Consider the following 17,382-nt stretch of genomic DNA (forward strand, 5'->3'; position numbering starts at 1 on the left):
ACACTCCACTGAATGATCACGCAGACGTTATCGAAGAGAGACACATCGCCGCAGCTCAGGGGGTGAGTTTCACGCTCGGTCACACCGTCGTCGGCAATGCTTTCGCGCCATCTTCGGTGACGCGGGTGGCGCCGAAGTACTCAGAAGTGTCGATCGGGTCGAACCGGATCACAGCACCTGTTCTCGGTGCGTCGATCATGTATCCGCCGCCCACATAAATCCCCACATGGTGGATGGCGCGCGAATTGCTGAGGTCCTTGGAGAAGAACACCAGGTCCCCCGGCAGCAGTTCACTTCTGGCCGGATGCGGGCCCGCGTTGTACTGGTCGTTCGCGACGCGCGGCAGCGTGATGCCCACACTCGCGTACGAGGCCTGCGTCAGCCCCGAACAGTCGAAGCGCCCGCCCTGCTCGGCGGTACCGGTCCCGCCCCACAGATAGGGCGTCCCGAGCTTCTTCTGCGCGTAGTAGATGGCACCGGCGGCCTGCCTGGAGGGATCGACGCGGGTCGTGGGCGCCGCGAAGCTCTCCTCCAGGGTCGTGATGGTCTTCACGTAATTCTGGGTTTCCGCGTACGGCGGCACGCCCCCGTACTTGATGACCGCGTAGGCGCCCGCGTTGTAGGAGGCGAGCATGTTCTCGGTGATGTTGCCCGGGACGTTCTTCACGTAGGACGCGAGCGAGCAGTCGTAGGAAGCCGCCGAGGGAATCGCGTCGTTGGGGTCCCAGACGTCCTTGTCGCCGTCGCCGTCGCCGTCGACCCCGTGGGTGGCCCAGGTCCCCGGAATGAACTGCGCTATTCCCTGCGCCGCCGCGGCGCTCTGGGCCTTCGGGTTGAATCCGCTCTCCTGGTAGAGCTGGGCGGCGAGCAGGGCCGGGTTGATGGCGGGGCAGAGGTTGCCCCACTTCTGCACGAGCGGCTGATAGGCGGCCGGAACAGCCCCCTTGGCCAGGGCCTTGGTGGCCCCGCCGACCCCGCCCGCAAGGTTGCCGGCGACGAGGTAGACCCCCACGACGAGCAGCATCACAAAGCTGAGCCCCGCCCCGAGAACGGCGCCCGCAACGAGCCACGCCTTACGCACCGTCAACCGCCCCTCAACGACCGGGAGTCCGCCCGCCCCAGTCTAGGAGCTTCCCCGAAGGAAGCCGGGGTACTCGGCCGGGTCGGCGCAAAGATCAGCGCACGGCGTCACGGTGGAGCGCGGCGGCCTCGGCCCCCAGCACCACGCTGTACGACACGTCGGGCGTCGCCCCGCCCTGCTCGTGCCCGCCCACCACCCCCACGACCTGCCCGTCCCCGTTCACCCAGGGACTGCCGCTGGTACCCCCCGTGAAGTCGGGGCACGCTATTCGCTGCTGCGTGCGGCTGTGCACGGTCGGCTTGTTGGTGCAGCTGATCGGCACGTCACGGGAGGAGGGGTACCCGATGACCGTGACGGCGGTGGCCCCGGTGGCGGTGCCGGTCGCGACACCGTTCCCGCCGACGACGTCCTGGACCTTCCCCTCCACCGTGGCGAAGGCGACGTCGCTGTCCTCGTCCTGCCCCTTGGACCACCCCTCGGGCAGATACCGCGTCAGCACCCTCCACCTGCCGTACGGCGCCTCGCCGTCCCGGTAACCGGGCACGAACACGAGGTCGTCGTCGCCGTCGAGACAGTGCGCGACGGTGACGAGGAGGTCCCGGTGCGGGCTGCGGACGACGGAGGCGGTGCAGTGGTGCCGGCTGCCGTTGAACAGGGGTCCCACGCGGGCGGCCGGCGCGTTCGCCGCGGCGACCGTCGTCACCCCGAAGGGCCCCGCCCCGTCGTCGGCGGCCGCCTCGGAGGCCGAGGTGACGGTGAGCAGGACAGCGGCGGCGTGGAGAGCGAGACGTGGCGTGCGCTTCACGGAAGAAAGCATTCCGCACGAAGGTGAGAAACGCATCAAGCGGAGGTTTCGCGACAGTGCCGGGCGACAGTGTGGATCCCGCGTCCCGCGGGCAGCCGAACCTCGACGAGGGAGTCCGGGAGGCTGGGCGTGTTCGACGGATTCGAACTGACGCGGTGCGAGGGCGACGACGGCGTTCGGCTACGCGTGCGGCACGGCGGCAGCGGCCCCGCCGTACTGCTCCTGCACGGACATCCCCGTACGCATGCCACCTGGCACCGTGTCGCCCCGCTGCTGGCCGCGGCGGGCCACACCGTCGTCTGTCCCGATCTGCGCGGCTACGGCCGCTCCGACAAGCCCGCGACCGACCCGGAACACCGCCCGTACTCCAAACGGGCGATGGCCGGCGACTGCCTCGCGGTCATGCGCCGGCTGGGACACGAGCGGTTCGCGGTCGTCGGGCACGACCGGGGCGCGTACGTGGCGACCCGCCTCGCCCTGGACCACCCCGGGGCGGTGTCCGCGGTCAGCGTGCTGGACGCGGTCCCCATCGGGGAGGCCCTGCGCCGCTGCGACGCCGGCTTCGCCGCGAGTTGGTGGCACTGGTTCTTCCTCGGCCAGACGGACAAGCCCGCCGAACGCGTCATCAACGCCGACCCCGACGCCTGGTACACGGCGAAGCCCGAGCAGATAGGCGCCGAGGCGTACGAGGACTACCGGCACGCGATCCACGATCCGGCCACCGTGCACGCCATGTGCGAGGACTACCGGGCCGGCCTCGGCATCGACCGCGAGCACGACGACGCCGACCGGCGGGCCGGCCGGCGCATCGACCGCCCGCTCCAGGTCCTGTGGGCCACGCGGGACGACATGACCGACCTGTACGGCGACGTCCTGGCCGTCTGGCGCGACTGGGCGGGCGCCCACCTGGAGGGCGGCCCGATCGACTCCGGGCACCACATGGCCGAGGAGGCCCCGGAAGAGCTCGCCGGCGCGCTGCGCGCATTCTGGGCGAGCGCCGGACACCTGACCGCGACCGAGCAGCCCTGACATCGGCGGGGCACCGGGCGAACGGCTCGGTGCCCCGCGTCCCCACACCCTCTGGAGGACGGTCCGACCGACTCCGGGCACCAACATGGCCGAGGAGGCCCCGGAGGCCCTCGCCGGCGCACTGCGCGGGTTCTGGGCGGGCGCCGGACACCTAGACCGCGACCGAGTAGCCCTGACATCGGCGGGGGCACCGGGCGAACGGCTCGGCCCCGCGTCCCCACGCCCTCTGGAGGACAGTCCGACCGACTCGGGGCCACACACGGCCGAGGAGGCCCTGGGGACCTCACCGACGCACTGCGCGGGTTCCGGGCAAGCGCCGCCTGAGTCACGGGCGCGTGCCCCGGTCAGGTGGCCCGCGTCTGCGCACCCTGGAGCGTCTGCACGCCCTGGGGAAAACGCGTCCCCGTCAGCTCCTCCGACACCGTCCACAGGCGCCGGGCGACGGCAGGGTCGCTCGCCGCCGCGCTCCGGCCCACCAGAGTCGGCGCACCCCTCATCTCACCGAGCCCGTCCGGACCGACGTAACTCGCCCCCGGCAGCTCCTGCGTCGCCGCGTACAGCGTGGGCAGGGCGCCCGCGCGGTCGTCCTGCGCCAGGAACCTGTTGCCGAACTTCATGAACGCCCGGGCCGCCGCACTCGCCGCGTGGCTCTGGAGGTTGGTGGCCGAGTAGCCGGGGTGGGCCGCCAGGGCGCGGACGCCGGAGCCCGACTCGGTCAGCCGGCGCTGGAGTTCCAGCACGAACAGCAGGTTCGCGAGCTTCGACTGGCCGTACACGCCCCTGGGGTCATAGGCCGACGTCCTGTTCAGGTCGTCGAAGTCGATCCGCTGGTCGCCCCAGCGGTGCGCACCCGAGGACACCGTCACGACCCGGTCGGTGACGTGCGGCAACAGCAGGTTCGTCAGCGCGAAGTGGCCCAGATGGTTCGTGCCGAACTGCATCTCGAAGCCGTCCGCCGTCCGCTGCTGCGGGACCATCATCACACCCGCGTTGTTGATCAGCAGGTCCAGCGGACGGTCCCAGCCCGCCGCGAACTCGCGCACCGACGACAGGTCCGCCAGGTCCAGCCGCCGGACCTCCGTGCTGCCGTTCACGGTCCTCGCGGCCGCCTCACCGCGCTCCGGGTCCCGTACGGCGAACACGACGTGCGCGCCCGCCTCGGCCAGGGCCTGCGCGGCCCGGAGTCCGATCCCGCTGTTCGCCCCCGTGACCACCGCCGTACGGCCCGTCTGGTCGAGGATGCGGGTCGCGTTCCACTTCTGCTGCTTGTCCGTAGCCATGCGCCGAATGTAGACGCCGCCAACAATGCTGTCAATGACAACAATGATGACGTCGCCAACAATGCTGGCATCGCCTACATCCAGATACGATGGCGCCCATGCCAGCCGAGAAGCCCGAGACCCGCCCCTACCACCACGGAGACCTGCGCTCCGCCCTCCTCGCCGCCGCCGAGCACACCCTCCGCGACAAGGGCAGCGCCTCCCTCTCCCTGCGGGAACTCGCCCGCGACCTCGGCGTCAGCCACGCCGCCCCCGGCCGGCACTTCAAGGACAAGCAGGCCCTGCTCAACGCCCTCGCGCTGGTCGGCTACGACCGCATGGCCGAGGCCCTCGAAGCCGCCGACGAACCGGGCCTCCCCCTCCAGGACCGCCTCACCGTCCTGGCCCGGACATACCTGGGCTTCGCCATCGACAACGCCGCACTCCTGGAGCTGATGTACGCCCGCAAGCACGAGCCCGACGCCACCGAACAGATGGCCGCCGGGATCGACCGCACGGTGGGCGCCCTGGCGCGGGCCGTCGCCGCCGCCCAGCAGCGCGGCGAGATCGTCGACGGCGACCCCGAGCTACTCACCGTCGTCGTGGGCACCGCCCTCCACGGCCTCGCGTCCTTCGCCGCCACCGGCATGTTCACCACCGAGGCCGCGATGCAGACCGTGCCGGAACTGGTCCACCACCTGATGTACGGCCTCAAGCCCCGCTGATCGGGATCCTCCAAGTACCGTCAGGCACCCGGGAGTTGTGTGCGACGCGTGTAGATGGTCAAGCCGTGACCATCCCCCGCCCATCCGCCGGCCATTGATCAGCAATCCCCCAACGCCCTTCGGTATGGCGGAAGTCAGGATTCCACCGCCTGTCTTGTTGTCACGTACTCAACAAAGGGATGGTCTTCGCGGGTCGCCGCCCCCACCGGGAACCTCACCGGTGGTCCCCCACTGCAGGCCTCTGCAACCACTCCCAGGAGGCTGTACGTTGCGTACTTCCCGTTCCCCCCACATGTCCGGCAGATGGCGCCGGGCCGGCTCCACCGCCGTGGCCACCTCCGCCCTCGTCCTCGCCGGACTCGGCACCGCCGTCCACGCGACCGCCGCCACCCCCGACCACGTGAGCGCCAAAGCCGTCGCCACCGCCGTCGCCAAGGCCCACGTGCAGTACGAGAACGCGTGCGGTGCCACCCCCAAGAAGGGCTACGCCGCCTGCAACGCCCTGCGCGTCACCGGCGGCACCACCGCGTTCATGGAGAAGCAGGCCGCGCTGAAGGGCGTCACCGCCAAGACGCTCAAGCCGAACGCCTCCTCCGCGAGCCCGACCGGCTACGGCCCGAGCGACCTCCGGTCCGCGTACGGTCTGACCTCCGCGGCCGCGAACAACGGCTCGGGCCAGACGGTCGCCATCGTCGATGCCTATGACGACCCCAACGCCGCGGCCGACCTGGCGACTTACCGCTCGTACTACGGTCTGCCGGCCTGCACCACGGCCAACGGCTGCTTCAAGAAGGTCTCCCAGACCGGCTCGACGACCTCCCTGCCCACCGCCGACAGCGGCTGGGCGGGCGAGATCTCCCTCGACCTCGACATGGTCTCCGCCATCGCCCCCAACGCCAAGATCCTGCTGGTGGAGGCGAGTTCGTCGAGCATGGCCAACCTGGGCAAGGCGGTGAACGAGGCCGTCACCCTGGGCGCCAAGTTCGTCTCCAACTCCTACGGCGGCTCCGAGTCCTCCTCGGACACCTCCTACGACACCTCGTACTTCAACCACCCCGGCGTCGCCATCACCGTCTCCGCCGGCGACGAGGGCTACGGCGCCGAATACCCCGCCGCCTCCAAGTACGTCACCGCGGTCGGCGGCACCGCCCTCAAGACCTCCTCCACCACCCGCGGCTGGACCGAGAGCGTCTGGAACACCAGCACCACCGAGGGCACCGGTTCAGGCTGCTCGTCCTACGACGCCAAGCCGAGCTGGCAGACCGACACCGGCTGCAGCAAGCGCATGATTTCGGACGTCTCCGCCGTCGCCGACCCCGCCACCGGCGTCTCCGTCTACGACTCCTACGGCGCCGACGGCACCGGCTGGAACACCTACGGCGGCACCAGCGCCTCGTCCCCGATCATCGCGTCGGTGTACGCGCTGGCCGGTACGCCGTCCAGCGGCTCCTACCCGTCCTCCTTCCCCTACGCCCACACCTCCGCCCTCAACGACGTGACCTCCGGCAACAACGGCTCCTGCTCCACGAGCTACTTCTGCACCGCCAAGTCGGGTTACGACGGACCGACCGGTCTGGGCACGCCGCAGGGCCTCAGCGCCTTCACCGGCTGAACCGACAGCTCCCGAATCGTCCCCGTCGGGTCACGGGGGCGCCGCCCTTGAGAGGGGGACGTGGGGTCCCCTCGGCGGCACGACGGCAACGGGCCGCGACATCCGGTCGCGGCCCGTTCGCCGTGTCACGCGCGCCGTTCGCCGTCTCCACACAGGTCAAGTGACCACCGCCCGCAGTCCATCGAGCGGCCATGCACGAGTAAGCCCGGGACAACTTTCGGTATCGCGAAGGTCAGAATTCCGGCCACTGCCTGTTGTCACGTACGGAACAAGGTGGACCGTCGTCGCAGGCCGCCGCCCGCCGCCGGGGACACACCGTACCGACGGCACGCACCCGCACCGCCCTGTTCCGTCACCATCAGGAGGCTGCACCTTGCGTACCGACTTCCCCCACACCCGCCTGAGATGGCGCCGCGTCAGCTCTGCCGCGGCAGCCACCGCCGCCCTCCTCCTCGCCGGCATCGGGACCGCCGTCCACGCCGACGCCGCGAGCTCCACGAAGGTCACCTGGGCCGCGACCCCCTGCGCCACCCCCAAGAAGGCGGGCGAACTCGCCTGCGACTCCCTGCGCGTGACAGGCGGCACCACCGCCTTCCAGAAGGCCCGGGGCATCACCCCGAAGGCCGCCGACGCCGCCACCCCCTCCGGCTACGGCCCCAGCGACCTCCAGTCCGCCTACGGCCTGACCGCCGCCTCCGCCTCCAACGGCTCCGGCCAGACCATCGCCATCGTCGACGCCTACAACGACCCCAACGCCGAGGCCGACCTCGCCAAGTACCGCAGCTACTACGGCCTCCCGGCCTGCACCACCGCCAACGGCTGCTTCAAGAAGGTCTCCCAGACCGGCTCCACGACGTCCCTGCCCTCCAGCGACAGCGGCTGGTCCGAGGAGATCTCCCTCGACCTCGACATGGTCTCCGCCATCGCCCCGAACGCGAAGATCCTCCTCGTCGAGGCCAAGTCGGCCACCATGGCCAACCTGGGCAAGGCGGTGAACGAGGCCGTCACCCTGGGCGCCAAGTTCGTCTCCAACTCCTACGGCGGCTCCGAGTCCTCCTCGGACACCTCCTACGACACCGCGTACTTCAACCACCCCGGCGTCGCCATCACCGTCTCCGCCGGCGACGAGGCCTACGGCGCCGAGTACCCGGCAGCGTCCAGGTACGTGACGTCGGTGGGCGGCACCGCGCTCTCGAGGTCCTCCACCACCCGCGGCTGGACCGAGAGCGTCTGGAACACCAGCTCCACCGAGGGCACGGGTTCGGGCTGCTCGTCCTACGACGCCAAGCCGAGCTGGCAGACCGACACCGGCTGCACCAAGCGCATGATTTCGGACGTCTCCGCCGTCGCCGACCCCGCCACCGGCGTCTCCGTCTACGACTCCTACGGCGTCACCGCCGGCTGGTACACGTTCGGCGGCACCAGCGCCTCGTCCCCGATCATCGCGTCGGTGTACGCCCTCGCGGGCACCCCGGGCAGCAGCGACTACCCGGCCCAGTACCCCTACAAGCACACGTCCGCCCTCAACGACGTGACCTCCGGCACCAACGGCTCCTGCTCGACGAGCTACTTCTGCACCGCCGGCTCGGGCTACGACGGCCCGACCGGGTGGGGCACCCCGAAGGGAGTAAGCGCCTTCACCAGCTGACTCTCCGTCAACGAACGGGTCGCGGGCCTCCCCTACCGCGGCCCGTTCGTCATGCCGGTGGCCTTCCGGGTTAGCCTTCACCCGCAGAACATCGGTGCCAGAAGCGCCGCAGGTCGTAAGAGGGGTCAACGACGGAACCATGGGCCAGGTTCCGCTCAGGCCTCATTGCCCGGCGTAACCTGCCGTGATACACAGAGTGACCAGACAGTCATTCGTACGAAACCCGCCAACCAATGACGCCAAGTCGACATACGACGGCAGAATTGTCGGCGACAATGAGGCCTGACCTCTGCGCACACGCAGGGGAGACGGAACTACCCACCAGGGGCGGTGACTTACATGCTCTTTGCGGCCGACAAGGGAGACATCAACACCATCATCGGCGGGATCGCTCCGGACTGGGGCCCCTTCGGGGCACTGGGGACCGAGGCGAAGACGATGATCCAGGTCGTCATGGCGGTCGCCATCCTGCTCTGCCTCGGCATCGCCATCTGGGGCGCCGCCAAACAGCGCATCGGTGCCACCGCCCTGCGGGACACGTTCAGCGCGGAACAGGGCAAGGGCCTCATCATCGCGGGACTGACAGGGGTCTTCATCATCGGCTCCCTGGGCACGCTCTTCACCATCGTGTACGGCATGGCCGTATAGCCGCCGCGTCCGGTCGACGCACCTCCGGCCCGGCCGGGCGCGCCCGGTACCCCCTACCCCACCCGTCCGCAGTGCCCACCGGCTGAGGTTGCGTTCCCCCGATGTCTCCGATCTCCTCGATGACTCCTACGACTCTGATGCCGAGTCACCACACCGCGCCCGCGCGGGAACCAGCCCGGCTACCGTCGTACTCGTACGCGTTTTCCCGCGCTGTTCCGCACCACGTCGAGGGGGCGTAAGCGGCATGAGTCTCGGAGACGACCAGGAGGGCTCCGGCGGTTACGGCGGCACCGGCCAGACCCGCACCCACCTGCCGGGCGGCACCACGGACGTGTACGGCGGCGCCCGCCGCTCCGGCCGCTCGTCCTCCAGAAGCCTGGTCACCGTGGTCGGCGTCGTCGTCCTCCTGATCGCCGCGATCGCCTTCGCGAACCGCGGAGGCGACGATCCCTCCTCCTCGGCGCAGGGCACGGGCGGCCAGCCGAACGCCACCACCACGGCCCCCACCGGCACCAAGCCGGTGCAGTCCACCCCAGGCACCATCCCCACCGGCTACGCCCACGACGCCCAGGGGACACAGAGCGCTGCGGCGAACTACGCGACGGTACTGGTCTCCGCCGACATCCTGAAGCCGGCCCAGCGAACCGAGATCGTCCAGCAGGTCTTCGTGACCGACAAGCAGGCCGCCCTGACCGCCAAGTTCAACAAGGCCTACTCCGCGGCCTTCCTGAGCAAGCTCGGCCTCGACCAGAACGGCGACGCGGCCGCAGGTCACACCTACGTCTCCCGCACCGTCCCGATCGGGACCAAGGTCACGAGCGCATCGGCCACCTCAGCGGCCGTCGAGGTCTGGTGCACCGGCTTGTACGGCACAGCCGGCGCCGATTCGACCGACCCGGTGACAAGCGACTGGTTCACCATGACCCTCCACATGCGCTGGGCCGACAGCGACTGGAAGGTCGACAGCTTCTCCCAGAAGGACGGCCCCGCTCCCGTCCCCGGAGACGACAAGGCGTCCAGCGCCGACGACATGGCCAAGGCCGTCGAGGAGTACGGAGGGTTCACGTATGCCCGGTAGCCAGCGCCTCGCACTCAAGGCCGCCGCCACAGTCGCCACCGTACAGACCGCCGTTGTGCTGCTCGCCGCCCGCGCCGCAGCGGCACCTACGCCAACACCGACCCCCACCGAGTCGGCCGACAACTGCAGCCTCCTGTCGGGCCAGGCCAAGCAGATCTGTGAAGGTGACTCCTCGGGCGGATCCTCCGGCGGAGCCCCCTCCCTGAGCCCCACCTCCACCCTCGACCCCATGTCCTCCCTCGCCAAAAGCTGTGCCAAAGCCGCCGCCTGGACCATCGGCAAGCTCAGCGAGGCCGTGAAGGAGACCGCGAACGTCGACTTCACCAACCAGAAGTTCCTCCAGCAGTACGCCGTCGTCTTCGCCGCGTCGACCATCCTCACCCTCCTCCTGTGGCTGCTCGCAGTCGCCAAGCGCGCGGTACGAGGCGTCCCCCTCACCACCGCCATCAGCGAGGCGATCGGGTTCCTGTGGCTGACCGTGCTCGCGTCCGCCTTCACCCCCCTCATCCTCTACACCGTCGTCTCCGCCACGGACGGCGTCTCAGAGGTCCTCGCCAAGGCCACCGGCGACCAGACCGACACCTTCTTCGGCACCTTCTCCGGCGCCCTGGAGAAGGGCAACGACATCGGCGGCGGCCCCATCATGCTGATCGTCGTCTCCCTCGTCAGCATCCTCGCCGCCGGAGTCCTCTGGCTGGAGCTCGTCATCCGCGCCGCGCTCCTCTACGTCGGCGCCCTCCTCGGCACCGTCGTCTACGCCGGCCTCGTCGACAAGAACCTCTGGGGCCACGTCCGCCGCTGGGCCGGCATCATGATCGCCGTCATCCTGGTCAAACCGGTGATCGTCATCGTCCTCGGCCTCGCCGGCGCGCTCTCCTCCGACAACGGCCCCGACGCCTTCTCCGCCGTCGTCTCCGGCCTCGCCATCATCCTGCTCGCCATCTTCGCCAGTGCGATGATCTACCGTTTCGTCCCCGGCTTCGGCGACGAGATCGCCGGCTCCCGCAACAACCGCATCATGCAGAACGCCGAGGGCAAGGCCGCCGCGGTCATCAGCTCCCCGGCCACCCTGGTCGCCCAGGGCATCAAGACCCACAGCTCCCGGGCCGACAACAACGGTCAGGCCTCCGGAGGCTCGGGCGCCCGCCCGAGCAACCCGGCGTCCGGCGGAGTCGCCGCCCACAGCTCGCGCACCCCGAACGGAGGCGGCGGATCTGTCCCCTCCGCCGCTCCCGCTCCCCGCGCGGGCAACGCGGTGAACACCCCGCACGCCGGCAACCGCAACGCAGGCAGCAACAGCACAGGAGGTGACGGGCGTTGACGACCGAGTCCCACGTGTCGCATACGGTCACGCCCCGCCGTACATATCTGATCGGCCGCGCCCGGCCGAACGCGATCGTCGGCCGCAACCGTGAGTCGGGCGAGATCGCGCTCATCATCGTGGGCGCGTTCCTCGGCATGATGTGCGGGCTCCTCGTCCCCGTCCTGTCCCTGCGCATCGTCCTGCTGATGGGCTTCCCCCTGCTCGCGCTGGCCGCGGTCTACGTCCCCTACAAGCGCCGCACCTTCTACAAGTGGTTCGAGATCAACCGCAGTTACAAGCGCACCCTGCGCCAGGGCACCACCTACCGCTCCTCCGTGATGGAGGCCGGCACCCACGTCGACGGCCGCGAGGTCGAGGTCGGCCCGCCCCCCGGCATCGGCCGGATCAACTGGCTCGCCGCCCCGTTCGGGCCCGACGAGATCGCCGTACTGCTCCACGCGGACCGCCGTACCGTCACCGCCGCCATCGAGATCGAGGGCCCCGGTGTCGGCCTGCGCGACTCCGAGGACCAGGAAGCCCTCGTCGACCGCTTCGGCACCCTCCTCAAGCACGTGGCCAACGGCGACGGCTTCGTCACCCGCATCCAGATGCTCGCCCGCACCCTCCCCGCCGACCCGGACGCCCATGCCAAGGACGTCGCCATGCGCGGGGACGACAGGGCGCTGCCGTGGCTGCAGACGTCGTACGACCAGCTCCAGTCGATGGTGTCGACCAGCAGCGAGCAGCACCGCGCGTACCTCGTCGCCTGTATGCACTACACCCGTGAACTGGCCGCGGAGGCCCACGCCATGGCCCGCGCGGCCCGCCCCCAGTCCGGCCGCAAGCTGGACAAGGACGCCGGCCTCGCGGTCGTCATGGCCCGCGAGCTGACCGACATCTGCTCGCGCCTCCAGGAGGCCGACATCCGGGTCCGCCAGCCGCTCGGCCAGGGCCGGCTCGCCTCCCTGATCCACTCCATGTACGACCCGGACCACCCCATCGACCACATCCAGGCGATGACCAGGCGCAACGCCTGGCCGGCCGAGCTGGACGCCATGGAACCGACGTACCTCCAGGCGAAGACCCGGGAGTCCAGCACCCGCGCGCCCTGGTGCCACGCCACGGCCTGGGTGAAGGAATGGCCGATGACCCCGGTGGGCGTCAACTTCCTGGCACCCCTGCTCGTCCACACCCCGGACGTCATCCGAACGGTCGCCGTGACGATGGATCTCGAGCCCACCGAGGTAGCCATCGAACGCATGTTGACCGAAAAGACCAACGACGAGGCCGAGGCCTCCCGCGCCGCCAAGATGAACCGCACCGTCGACCCTCGCGACGTCGCCTCCCACAACCGCCTGGACCAGCGCGGCGAGGACCTGGCGAGCGGCGCGGCCGGCGTCAACCTCGTCGGCTACATCACCGTGTCCTCCCGCAACCCCGAGGCCCTGGCCCGCGACAAGCGGACCATCCGGGCCTCGGCCGGAAAGTCGTATCTGAAACTGGAGTGGTGCGACCGCGAGCACCATCGCGCCTTTGTGAACACGCTTCCGTTCGCCACCGGCATTCGAAAGTAGGGGACCAAGCATGCGGGATCCGCTGTCCGTCCTCAGCGACGCCTTCACCTCCTTCCTCTTCGGAAAGGTCGAGACGACCCGCCTGCCGGTCCGCACCTCCACCGGCCAGGCGCAGGCGGTCTACCTCCCGACCGCCGCGCCCGGCCTCGGCGACTCGGGCGTGATCATCGGCCGTGAGGTGTACTCCGGCAAGGGCTACATCTATGACCCCTTCCAGCTCTACGGCCAGCAGCTCCCGGCGCCGCACTGGCTGGTCCTGGGCGAATCCGGAAACGGCAAGTCCGCCCTCGAGAAGACCTACGTGCTGCGCCAGTTGCGCTTCCGGGACCGCCAGGTCGTGGTCCTCGACGCCCAGGGCGAGGACGGCGTCGGCGAATGGAACCTCATCGCGCAGGAGTTGGGGATAACTCCCATCCGCCTGGACCCGATGGCCGCCCTGGACATGGGAATCCGCCTCAACCCGCTCGACCCCGCGATCACCACGACCGGCCAGCTGGCCCTGCTGCGGACCATCATCGAGGTCGCGATGGGCCACGGCCTCGACGAGCGCTCCGGCTTCGCGCTGAAGGTCGCGCACGCCTACGTCAACGAGACGATCGTCGAACGCCAGCCGATCCTCACGGACATCGTGGAACAACTACGGCACCCCGAGCCCGAGTCGGCCGAGGCGATGAACGTCGACATAGAGGACGTCCGCGCGTGGGGCCTCGATGTCGCCCTGGTCATCGACCGCCTGGTCGACGGTGACCTGCGGGGCATGTTCGACGGCCCGACCACGGTCGGCATCGACCTGGACGCGCCGCTGATCGTCTTCGATTTGTCCCACATCGACCGCAACTCCATCGCCATGCCCATCCTCATGGCGATCGTCGGAGTTTGGCTGGAACACACCTGGATCCGCCCCGACCGCAAGAAGCGCATCTTCCTGGTCGAGGAGGCCTGGCACATCATCGCCAGCCCCTTCGTGGCCCAGCTCTTCCAGCGCCTGCTGAAGTTCGGCCGCCGGCTCGGCCTGTCCTTCGTGGCGGTGGTCCACCACCTGTCCGACGTGGTGGACGGAGCGGCGGCGAAAGAGGCCGCGGCGATCCTGAAGATGGCCTCGACCCGGACGATCTACGCCCAGAAGGCCGACGAGGCCCGAGCGACGGGCCGCGTCCTGGGCCTGCCCCGCTGGGCGGTCGAGATCATCCCGTCCCTCACCCCCGGCATCGCCGTCTGGGACGTCAACGGCAACGTCCAGGTGGTCAAACACCTGGTCACCGAGACCGAACGCCCCCTGGTCTTCACCGACCGCGCGATGACGGAGTCCTCCAGCGATCTCGCCGACGACGCCCTGCGCGCCGCCGAGCTGGAGGCGGAGGAGCGGGCGGCGGCCTTCGTGGAACAGCACATGGGCGACTCCGAGTCGACGGTGGCGTAGGAGGGCGGACAGTGGTGAGACCGGACGATCGCCACCAGAGCGGTCAGGGAGGCCAAGGAGGCGTCCCTGACGGGCTGTTGGTCGGCATACTCGCCTTCCTCCTCGGCATGACCCTGCTGGTCTGGACGGCGACGGGCCTCGCGGGTCTGTTCGCCCACGGCGACTGGCCGAGCGGCGTCACCTTCACCCGCACCCCGCCGGCCATGCGCCACCTCATCGGCCACCCCCAGGACGTCCTGGGCGCCTGGCCCGACACCCCGGCGGGCCAACTCTCCGGCTACGGCCTGGTCTGGGGCCTGTTCATCGGCCAGCTGCTGGTCCTGGTAGTCCTGACGATCTTCGTGATGGGGACGCTGGCCCGCTGGAGAGCGGTCCGCGCGAGGACGCGAGCGGAGAAACTGGCGGCACGGGAACGACGTCCGGAACCGGAACCGGCTGACAAGACCCCGGCCCACGAGGTACCGGCTCACGAGGTAGCCGCTCCCGAGGTGGCGATCCCGAGACCGACGCCAGAGCCGCAGCCACAGCCACAAACACAGCCGTTGCCGCAGCCTTTGCCGGTCACGGTGAGCCGACCGCCCGAGCGAAGCCCGCACCCGGTGACGCAGGGCGCAGCGGTGAGCGGGTGGGAAACCCCTCGCACCGAAGGCGTGGTGCACTACGGCCCACCGGCGACCCGGCACCCCACCGCGACCCAGGCCATCAGGGACGCCGAAGGCCCCGCTCTCGTCGTCACCTCGAACCCCGCCGTCTGGCAGGACACCAAGGACGCCCGAGCCAAACTGGGCCCGGTCCACGTCTACGACCCCACCCACCTCTGCGACACCCCGGCCCGCCTCCACTGGTCCCCCACCACAGGCTGCGAGACCAGGGAGACGGCGAAGGCGAGAGCCGCCGCGCTGCTCGCCCCGGTCCGCCCCACCGCGAAGATCGACCAGGCCGTGGCCGACGTGGCCGAAACGCTCCTGCGCAGCTATCTCCACGCGGCGGCCATAGAGGCCCGCACCATCCGGCACGTCCACCGCTGGTGCCAGGGCACCCAGGTCCAGGACGCGGTGAGAACCCTGCGCACCCACCCCAAGGCGGCCCCGGGCGCCGCGGGCGAACTCGAAGCCGCCCTCACCGCCCACCCCGAACGCCGTGACATCGCGCAGGAACTGGCCGGCCGAGCCCTCTCGGCGCTCCTCACGGTCAACATCCGCGAGGCATGCACTCCCAACCGAAATGATGCCCTCGCCTTGGATTCCTTCGTCGACGAAGGGGGCACGCTTTACGTGGTGGGTGAATCCCTCGAGGACCCCAGGACGAAGCCAGGCGCGATGCCTCTTCTGACGGCCCTCACCTCAAGCGTGGTCGAGCGTGGCCGGCGCATGGCCGAACGGTCATCCTCCGGTCGCCTCGACCCACCACTGACGCTCGTCCTGGACGACGTGGCAGCCGTGGCTCCGCTTCCCCAGCTCCCGGAGCTGCTGACCGCCGGAGCGGACCGGGGGCTACCGACCCTGGCCCTGCTCCGGTCCCGCGAACAGGCCCGCACCCGCTGGCCGGACGCGGAGTTCCCGGCGTAGGGCTCAGAAGTCGTACGCGACCCAGTCCACGACCGGCACATAGCCGAGCCGCCGGTAGAGGGCGTTGCTGGTCGGGTTCGCCGCGTCCGTGAACAGCACGACGTCCTCGGCGCCCGCCGCCAGCGCGGCCCGGCTCACCTCGACCGTCACCGCGCCCGCGTATCCCCGACCCCGAAGGTGGGCCGGCGTGTACACGGGGTCGACCTGGACGAGGCCCGCGACCATCGGGTTGGCGCCCGCCATGGAGACGGGCGTGCCGTCCGGGGTCTCCCAGAACGTGTAGCTCTTGTCGGCGAAGCGGGTGCCGGCCCAGGTGCCGGCGTCGATGGTGACGGCTTCCCCCACATCCGCGGCGAACCCACGGCACATACCCATGAGTTGCTCATGGTCCCGCTCCCCCACGGGCCGTCCCCGGCCCGCCGGGAACGGCTCCGGCGGCACGAGCGTGCCGAGACGGTGCAGACAGAGCCGGACGCGCTCCCGCGGCGCCGCCCCGGTACGCCGCTGCCACGCCTCGGCGAAAACGGCGGCGGTTCGCTCGTCCGCGCTGATGGAGGGTACGGAGTGGCCGAGCGCGACCAGCCGGGCGGCGAGGGCGTCGGCCTGCCCGGCGGTGAGCGGAGTCAGACCCAGCCCGCGGCGGGGCGACAGACGGTAGAAGGCTCCCTGGACCTCGCCGGCCTTCTCCAGCAGACCGAACACGGCTCCTTCGGCGTCGTACACGGCCGCCCCACGGGTACGGAGTCTCGCGGTCCAGGTCAGCTGCATGATGTGCGGGACGGGCCGCGAGCGCAGGAACTCCCCGCCTCGGGCGAGGAAGTCGTCGAGGTCTTCGGTCAGGTGCCAGTCGTCGAGATGCCAGTCGTCCGAGCGCATGCCTCATGATCCCTCAAGGACCTCGGCGTGGTCAGACGCGCTCCAGCGCGAACTCCAGCTCCGACTCCCCCGCAGCCGACCCCAGCGGCACGACCACACCCGTGGGCTCGAAACCGGCCTTGCGATAGAACCGCTGCGCCCGCCCGTTGTCCTCGTGCACGATCAACCGCACCCGCTCGGCGCCATGCGCCCACGCCCACTCCACAGCGGCGTCGAACAGCACATCCGTGAGCCCACTGCCACGCTCCTCGGGCCGTACGAACACCCCGACGAGATGCCCCTGCTTCCGCTCGACCGGAAACCCGGCCCAGTCCGTGGTCCCGGGCTCTTCCATCAGCACCGTCACCGTCCCGACCCACTGTCCGTCCGGTGCCTCGGCGATGACCGTCTGTGCCCCGTCCGCCCCCTCGGCGCCCTTGGCCGTCCGCTCCTGCCAGAAGGAGTCGGGCCGTGCGGCGGCCGCCTCGTAGGTCTCCAGGAAGGCGAGGGGCGCGACCGGATCCTGAAGTGCCGCGAGCCGCAACTCCTTCGCGGCGGGCCACTCATGGGCGCGGACGGACCGGATCACGTAGCTCATACGGGCCACAGTAGTCCTCGGCCGGGTAATGCGGGAAACGAAAAAACCCCCGTGCCGGATGGCACAGGGGTTTTCCCAAAAATTGTTCGGCGGTGTCCTACTCTCCCACAGGGTCCCCCCTGCAGTACCATCGGCGCTGTAAGGCTTAGCTTCCGGGTTCGAAATGTAACCGGGCGTTT

General features: G+C 70.1%; 15 protein-coding genes and 1 rRNA gene. 10 read left to right on the forward strand and 6 right to left on the reverse strand.

Annotated elements, in window-relative coordinates:
• Positions 1 to 79: 79 nt before the first annotated feature.
• Together ACZ39I_RS26375 and ACZ39I_RS26380 are read right to left on the reverse strand one after the other, a co-directional pair.
• Complete coding sequence (locus tag ACZ39I_RS26375; RefSeq protein WP_467246978.1) at positions 80 to 1,024, reverse strand: C40 family peptidase; 945 nt, start codon at positions 1,022 to 1,024, stop codon at positions 80 to 82.
• Between the two features lie 151 nt (positions 1,025 to 1,175).
• Positions 1,176 to 1,886 (reverse strand): trypsin-like serine peptidase, encoded by a 711-nt coding sequence (locus tag ACZ39I_RS26380; protein ID WP_467246917.1) that lies wholly within the window; start codon positions 1,884 to 1,886, stop codon positions 1,176 to 1,178.
• Between the two features lie 129 nt (positions 1,887 to 2,015).
• On the opposite strand from ACZ39I_RS26380, the gene ACZ39I_RS26385 reads away from it, so the two are divergent.
• Positions 2,016 to 2,915 carry an alpha/beta fold hydrolase gene (locus tag ACZ39I_RS26385; RefSeq protein WP_467246919.1) on the forward strand — a complete coding sequence of 300 codons (900 nt, stop codon included), beginning with the start codon at positions 2,016 to 2,018 and terminating at the stop codon, positions 2,913 to 2,915.
• 344 nt (positions 2,916 to 3,259) lie between these two features.
• On the opposite strand, the gene ACZ39I_RS26390 is transcribed toward ACZ39I_RS26385, so the two are convergent.
• A complete protein-coding gene (locus tag ACZ39I_RS26390; RefSeq protein WP_467246921.1) occupies positions 3,260 to 4,195 on the reverse strand; it encodes an oxidoreductase in 936 nt (311 codons plus the stop codon).
• Positions 4,196 to 4,284: 89 nt separating this feature from the next.
• On the opposite strand from ACZ39I_RS26390, the gene ACZ39I_RS26395 reads away from it, so the two are divergent.
• The 9 genes from ACZ39I_RS26395 to ACZ39I_RS26435 all read left to right on the forward strand — a co-directional run bounded on the left by ACZ39I_RS26395 (position 4,285) and on the right by ACZ39I_RS26435 (position 15,750).
• Entirely contained in the window at positions 4,285 to 4,899 is a 615-nt protein-coding gene (locus tag ACZ39I_RS26395) for a TetR/AcrR family transcriptional regulator (protein ID WP_467246922.1), read from the forward strand.
• 292 nt (positions 4,900 to 5,191) lie between these two features.
• Positions 5,192 to 6,511 carry a S53 family peptidase gene (locus ACZ39I_RS26400; RefSeq protein WP_467246923.1) on the forward strand — a complete coding sequence of 440 codons (1,320 nt, stop codon included), beginning with the start codon at positions 5,192 to 5,194 and terminating at the stop codon, positions 6,509 to 6,511.
• Between the two features lie 373 nt (positions 6,512 to 6,884).
• Positions 6,885 to 8,159, forward strand: coding sequence for a S53 family peptidase (locus ACZ39I_RS26405; protein WP_467246924.1), 1,275 nt, complete (start codon positions 6,885 to 6,887; stop codon positions 8,157 to 8,159).
• 339 nt (positions 8,160 to 8,498) lie between these two features.
• Complete coding sequence (locus ACZ39I_RS26410; RefSeq protein WP_007383036.1) at positions 8,499 to 8,807, forward strand: hypothetical protein; 309 nt, start codon at positions 8,499 to 8,501, stop codon at positions 8,805 to 8,807.
• A gap of 244 nt (positions 8,808 to 9,051) precedes the next feature.
• Positions 9,052 to 9,885 carry a DUF8175 domain-containg protein gene (locus tag ACZ39I_RS26415; RefSeq protein WP_467246925.1) on the forward strand — a complete coding sequence of 278 codons (834 nt, stop codon included), beginning with the start codon at positions 9,052 to 9,054 and terminating at the stop codon, positions 9,883 to 9,885.
• Positions 9,875 to 11,206: a hypothetical protein gene (locus ACZ39I_RS26420; RefSeq protein ID WP_467246926.1), complete on the forward strand. Its 1,332-nt coding sequence runs from the start codon at positions 9,875 to 9,877 to the stop codon at positions 11,204 to 11,206. The genes ACZ39I_RS26415 and ACZ39I_RS26420 overlap by 11 nt, the downstream gene beginning before the upstream one ends.
• A complete protein-coding gene (locus ACZ39I_RS26425; RefSeq protein ID WP_467246927.1) occupies positions 11,203 to 12,762 on the forward strand; it encodes an SCO6880 family protein in 1,560 nt (519 codons plus the stop codon). Before ACZ39I_RS26420 ends, ACZ39I_RS26425 begins: the two co-directional genes overlap by 4 nt.
• 10 nt (positions 12,763 to 12,772) lie before the next feature.
• Positions 12,773 to 14,182, forward strand: coding sequence for an ATP-binding protein (locus tag ACZ39I_RS26430; protein ID WP_390001156.1), 1,410 nt, complete (start codon positions 12,773 to 12,775; stop codon positions 14,180 to 14,182).
• 14 nt (positions 14,183 to 14,196) lie between these two features.
• The gene (locus tag ACZ39I_RS26435) at positions 14,197 to 15,750 is read left to right on the forward strand and encodes a type IV secretory system conjugative DNA transfer family protein (RefSeq protein ID WP_467246928.1); all 1,554 of its coding nucleotides are present in this window, start codon (positions 14,197 to 14,199) and stop codon (positions 15,748 to 15,750) included.
• Positions 15,751 to 15,753: 3 nt separating this feature from the next.
• Here the strand turns inward: ACZ39I_RS26435 and ACZ39I_RS26440 are convergent, their stop codons facing one another.
• The 3 genes from ACZ39I_RS26440 to rrf form a co-directional block, all read right to left on the reverse strand.
• The gene (locus ACZ39I_RS26440; RefSeq protein ID WP_467246930.1) at positions 15,754 to 16,626 is read right to left on the reverse strand and encodes a GNAT family N-acetyltransferase; all 873 of its coding nucleotides are present in this window, start codon (positions 16,624 to 16,626) and stop codon (positions 15,754 to 15,756) included.
• A 31-nt stretch (positions 16,627 to 16,657) separates the two neighbouring features.
• The gene (locus tag ACZ39I_RS26445) at positions 16,658 to 17,203 is read right to left on the reverse strand and encodes a GNAT family N-acetyltransferase (protein ID WP_467246931.1); all 546 of its coding nucleotides are present in this window, start codon (positions 17,201 to 17,203) and stop codon (positions 16,658 to 16,660) included.
• 84 nt (positions 17,204 to 17,287) lie between these two features.
• Positions 17,288 to 17,382, reverse strand: a 5S ribosomal RNA gene (rrf, locus tag ACZ39I_RS26450); the annotation flags it as partial.

It is taken from the genome of Streptomyces sp. NPDC024687 (assembly GCF_055559055.1).

Excerpts from the sequence above, each read along its gene's own strand:
- ACZ39I_RS26410 (WP_007383036.1), top strand. The coding sequence starts at position 8,499 with ATGCTCTTTGCGGCCGACAAGGGAGACATCAACACCATCATCGGCGGG.
- ACZ39I_RS26400 (WP_467246923.1), top strand. The coding sequence starts at position 5,192 with ATGTCCGGCAGATGGCGCCGGGCCGGCTCCACCGCCGTGGCCACCTCC.
- ACZ39I_RS26445 (WP_467246931.1), bottom strand. The coding sequence starts at position 17,203 with ATGAGCTACGTGATCCGGTCCGTCCGCGCCCATGAGTGGCCCGCCGCG.
- ACZ39I_RS26390 (WP_467246921.1), bottom strand. The coding sequence starts at position 4,195 with ATGGCTACGGACAAGCAGCAGAAGTGGAACGCGACCCGCATCCTCGAC.
- ACZ39I_RS26430 (WP_390001156.1), top strand. The coding sequence starts at position 12,773 with ATGCGGGATCCGCTGTCCGTCCTCAGCGACGCCTTCACCTCCTTCCTC.
- ACZ39I_RS26395 (WP_467246922.1), top strand. The coding sequence starts at position 4,285 with ATGGCGCCCATGCCAGCCGAGAAGCCCGAGACCCGCCCCTACCACCAC.
- ACZ39I_RS26375 (WP_467246978.1), bottom strand. The coding sequence starts at position 1,024 with ATGCTGCTCGTCGTGGGGGTCTACCTCGTCGCCGGCAACCTTGCGGGC.
- ACZ39I_RS26420 (WP_467246926.1), top strand. The coding sequence starts at position 9,875 with ATGCCCGGTAGCCAGCGCCTCGCACTCAAGGCCGCCGCCACAGTCGCC.
- ACZ39I_RS26415 (WP_467246925.1), top strand. The coding sequence starts at position 9,052 with ATGAGTCTCGGAGACGACCAGGAGGGCTCCGGCGGTTACGGCGGCACC.
- ACZ39I_RS26440 (WP_467246930.1), bottom strand. The coding sequence starts at position 16,626 with ATGCGCTCGGACGACTGGCATCTCGACGACTGGCACCTGACCGAAGAC.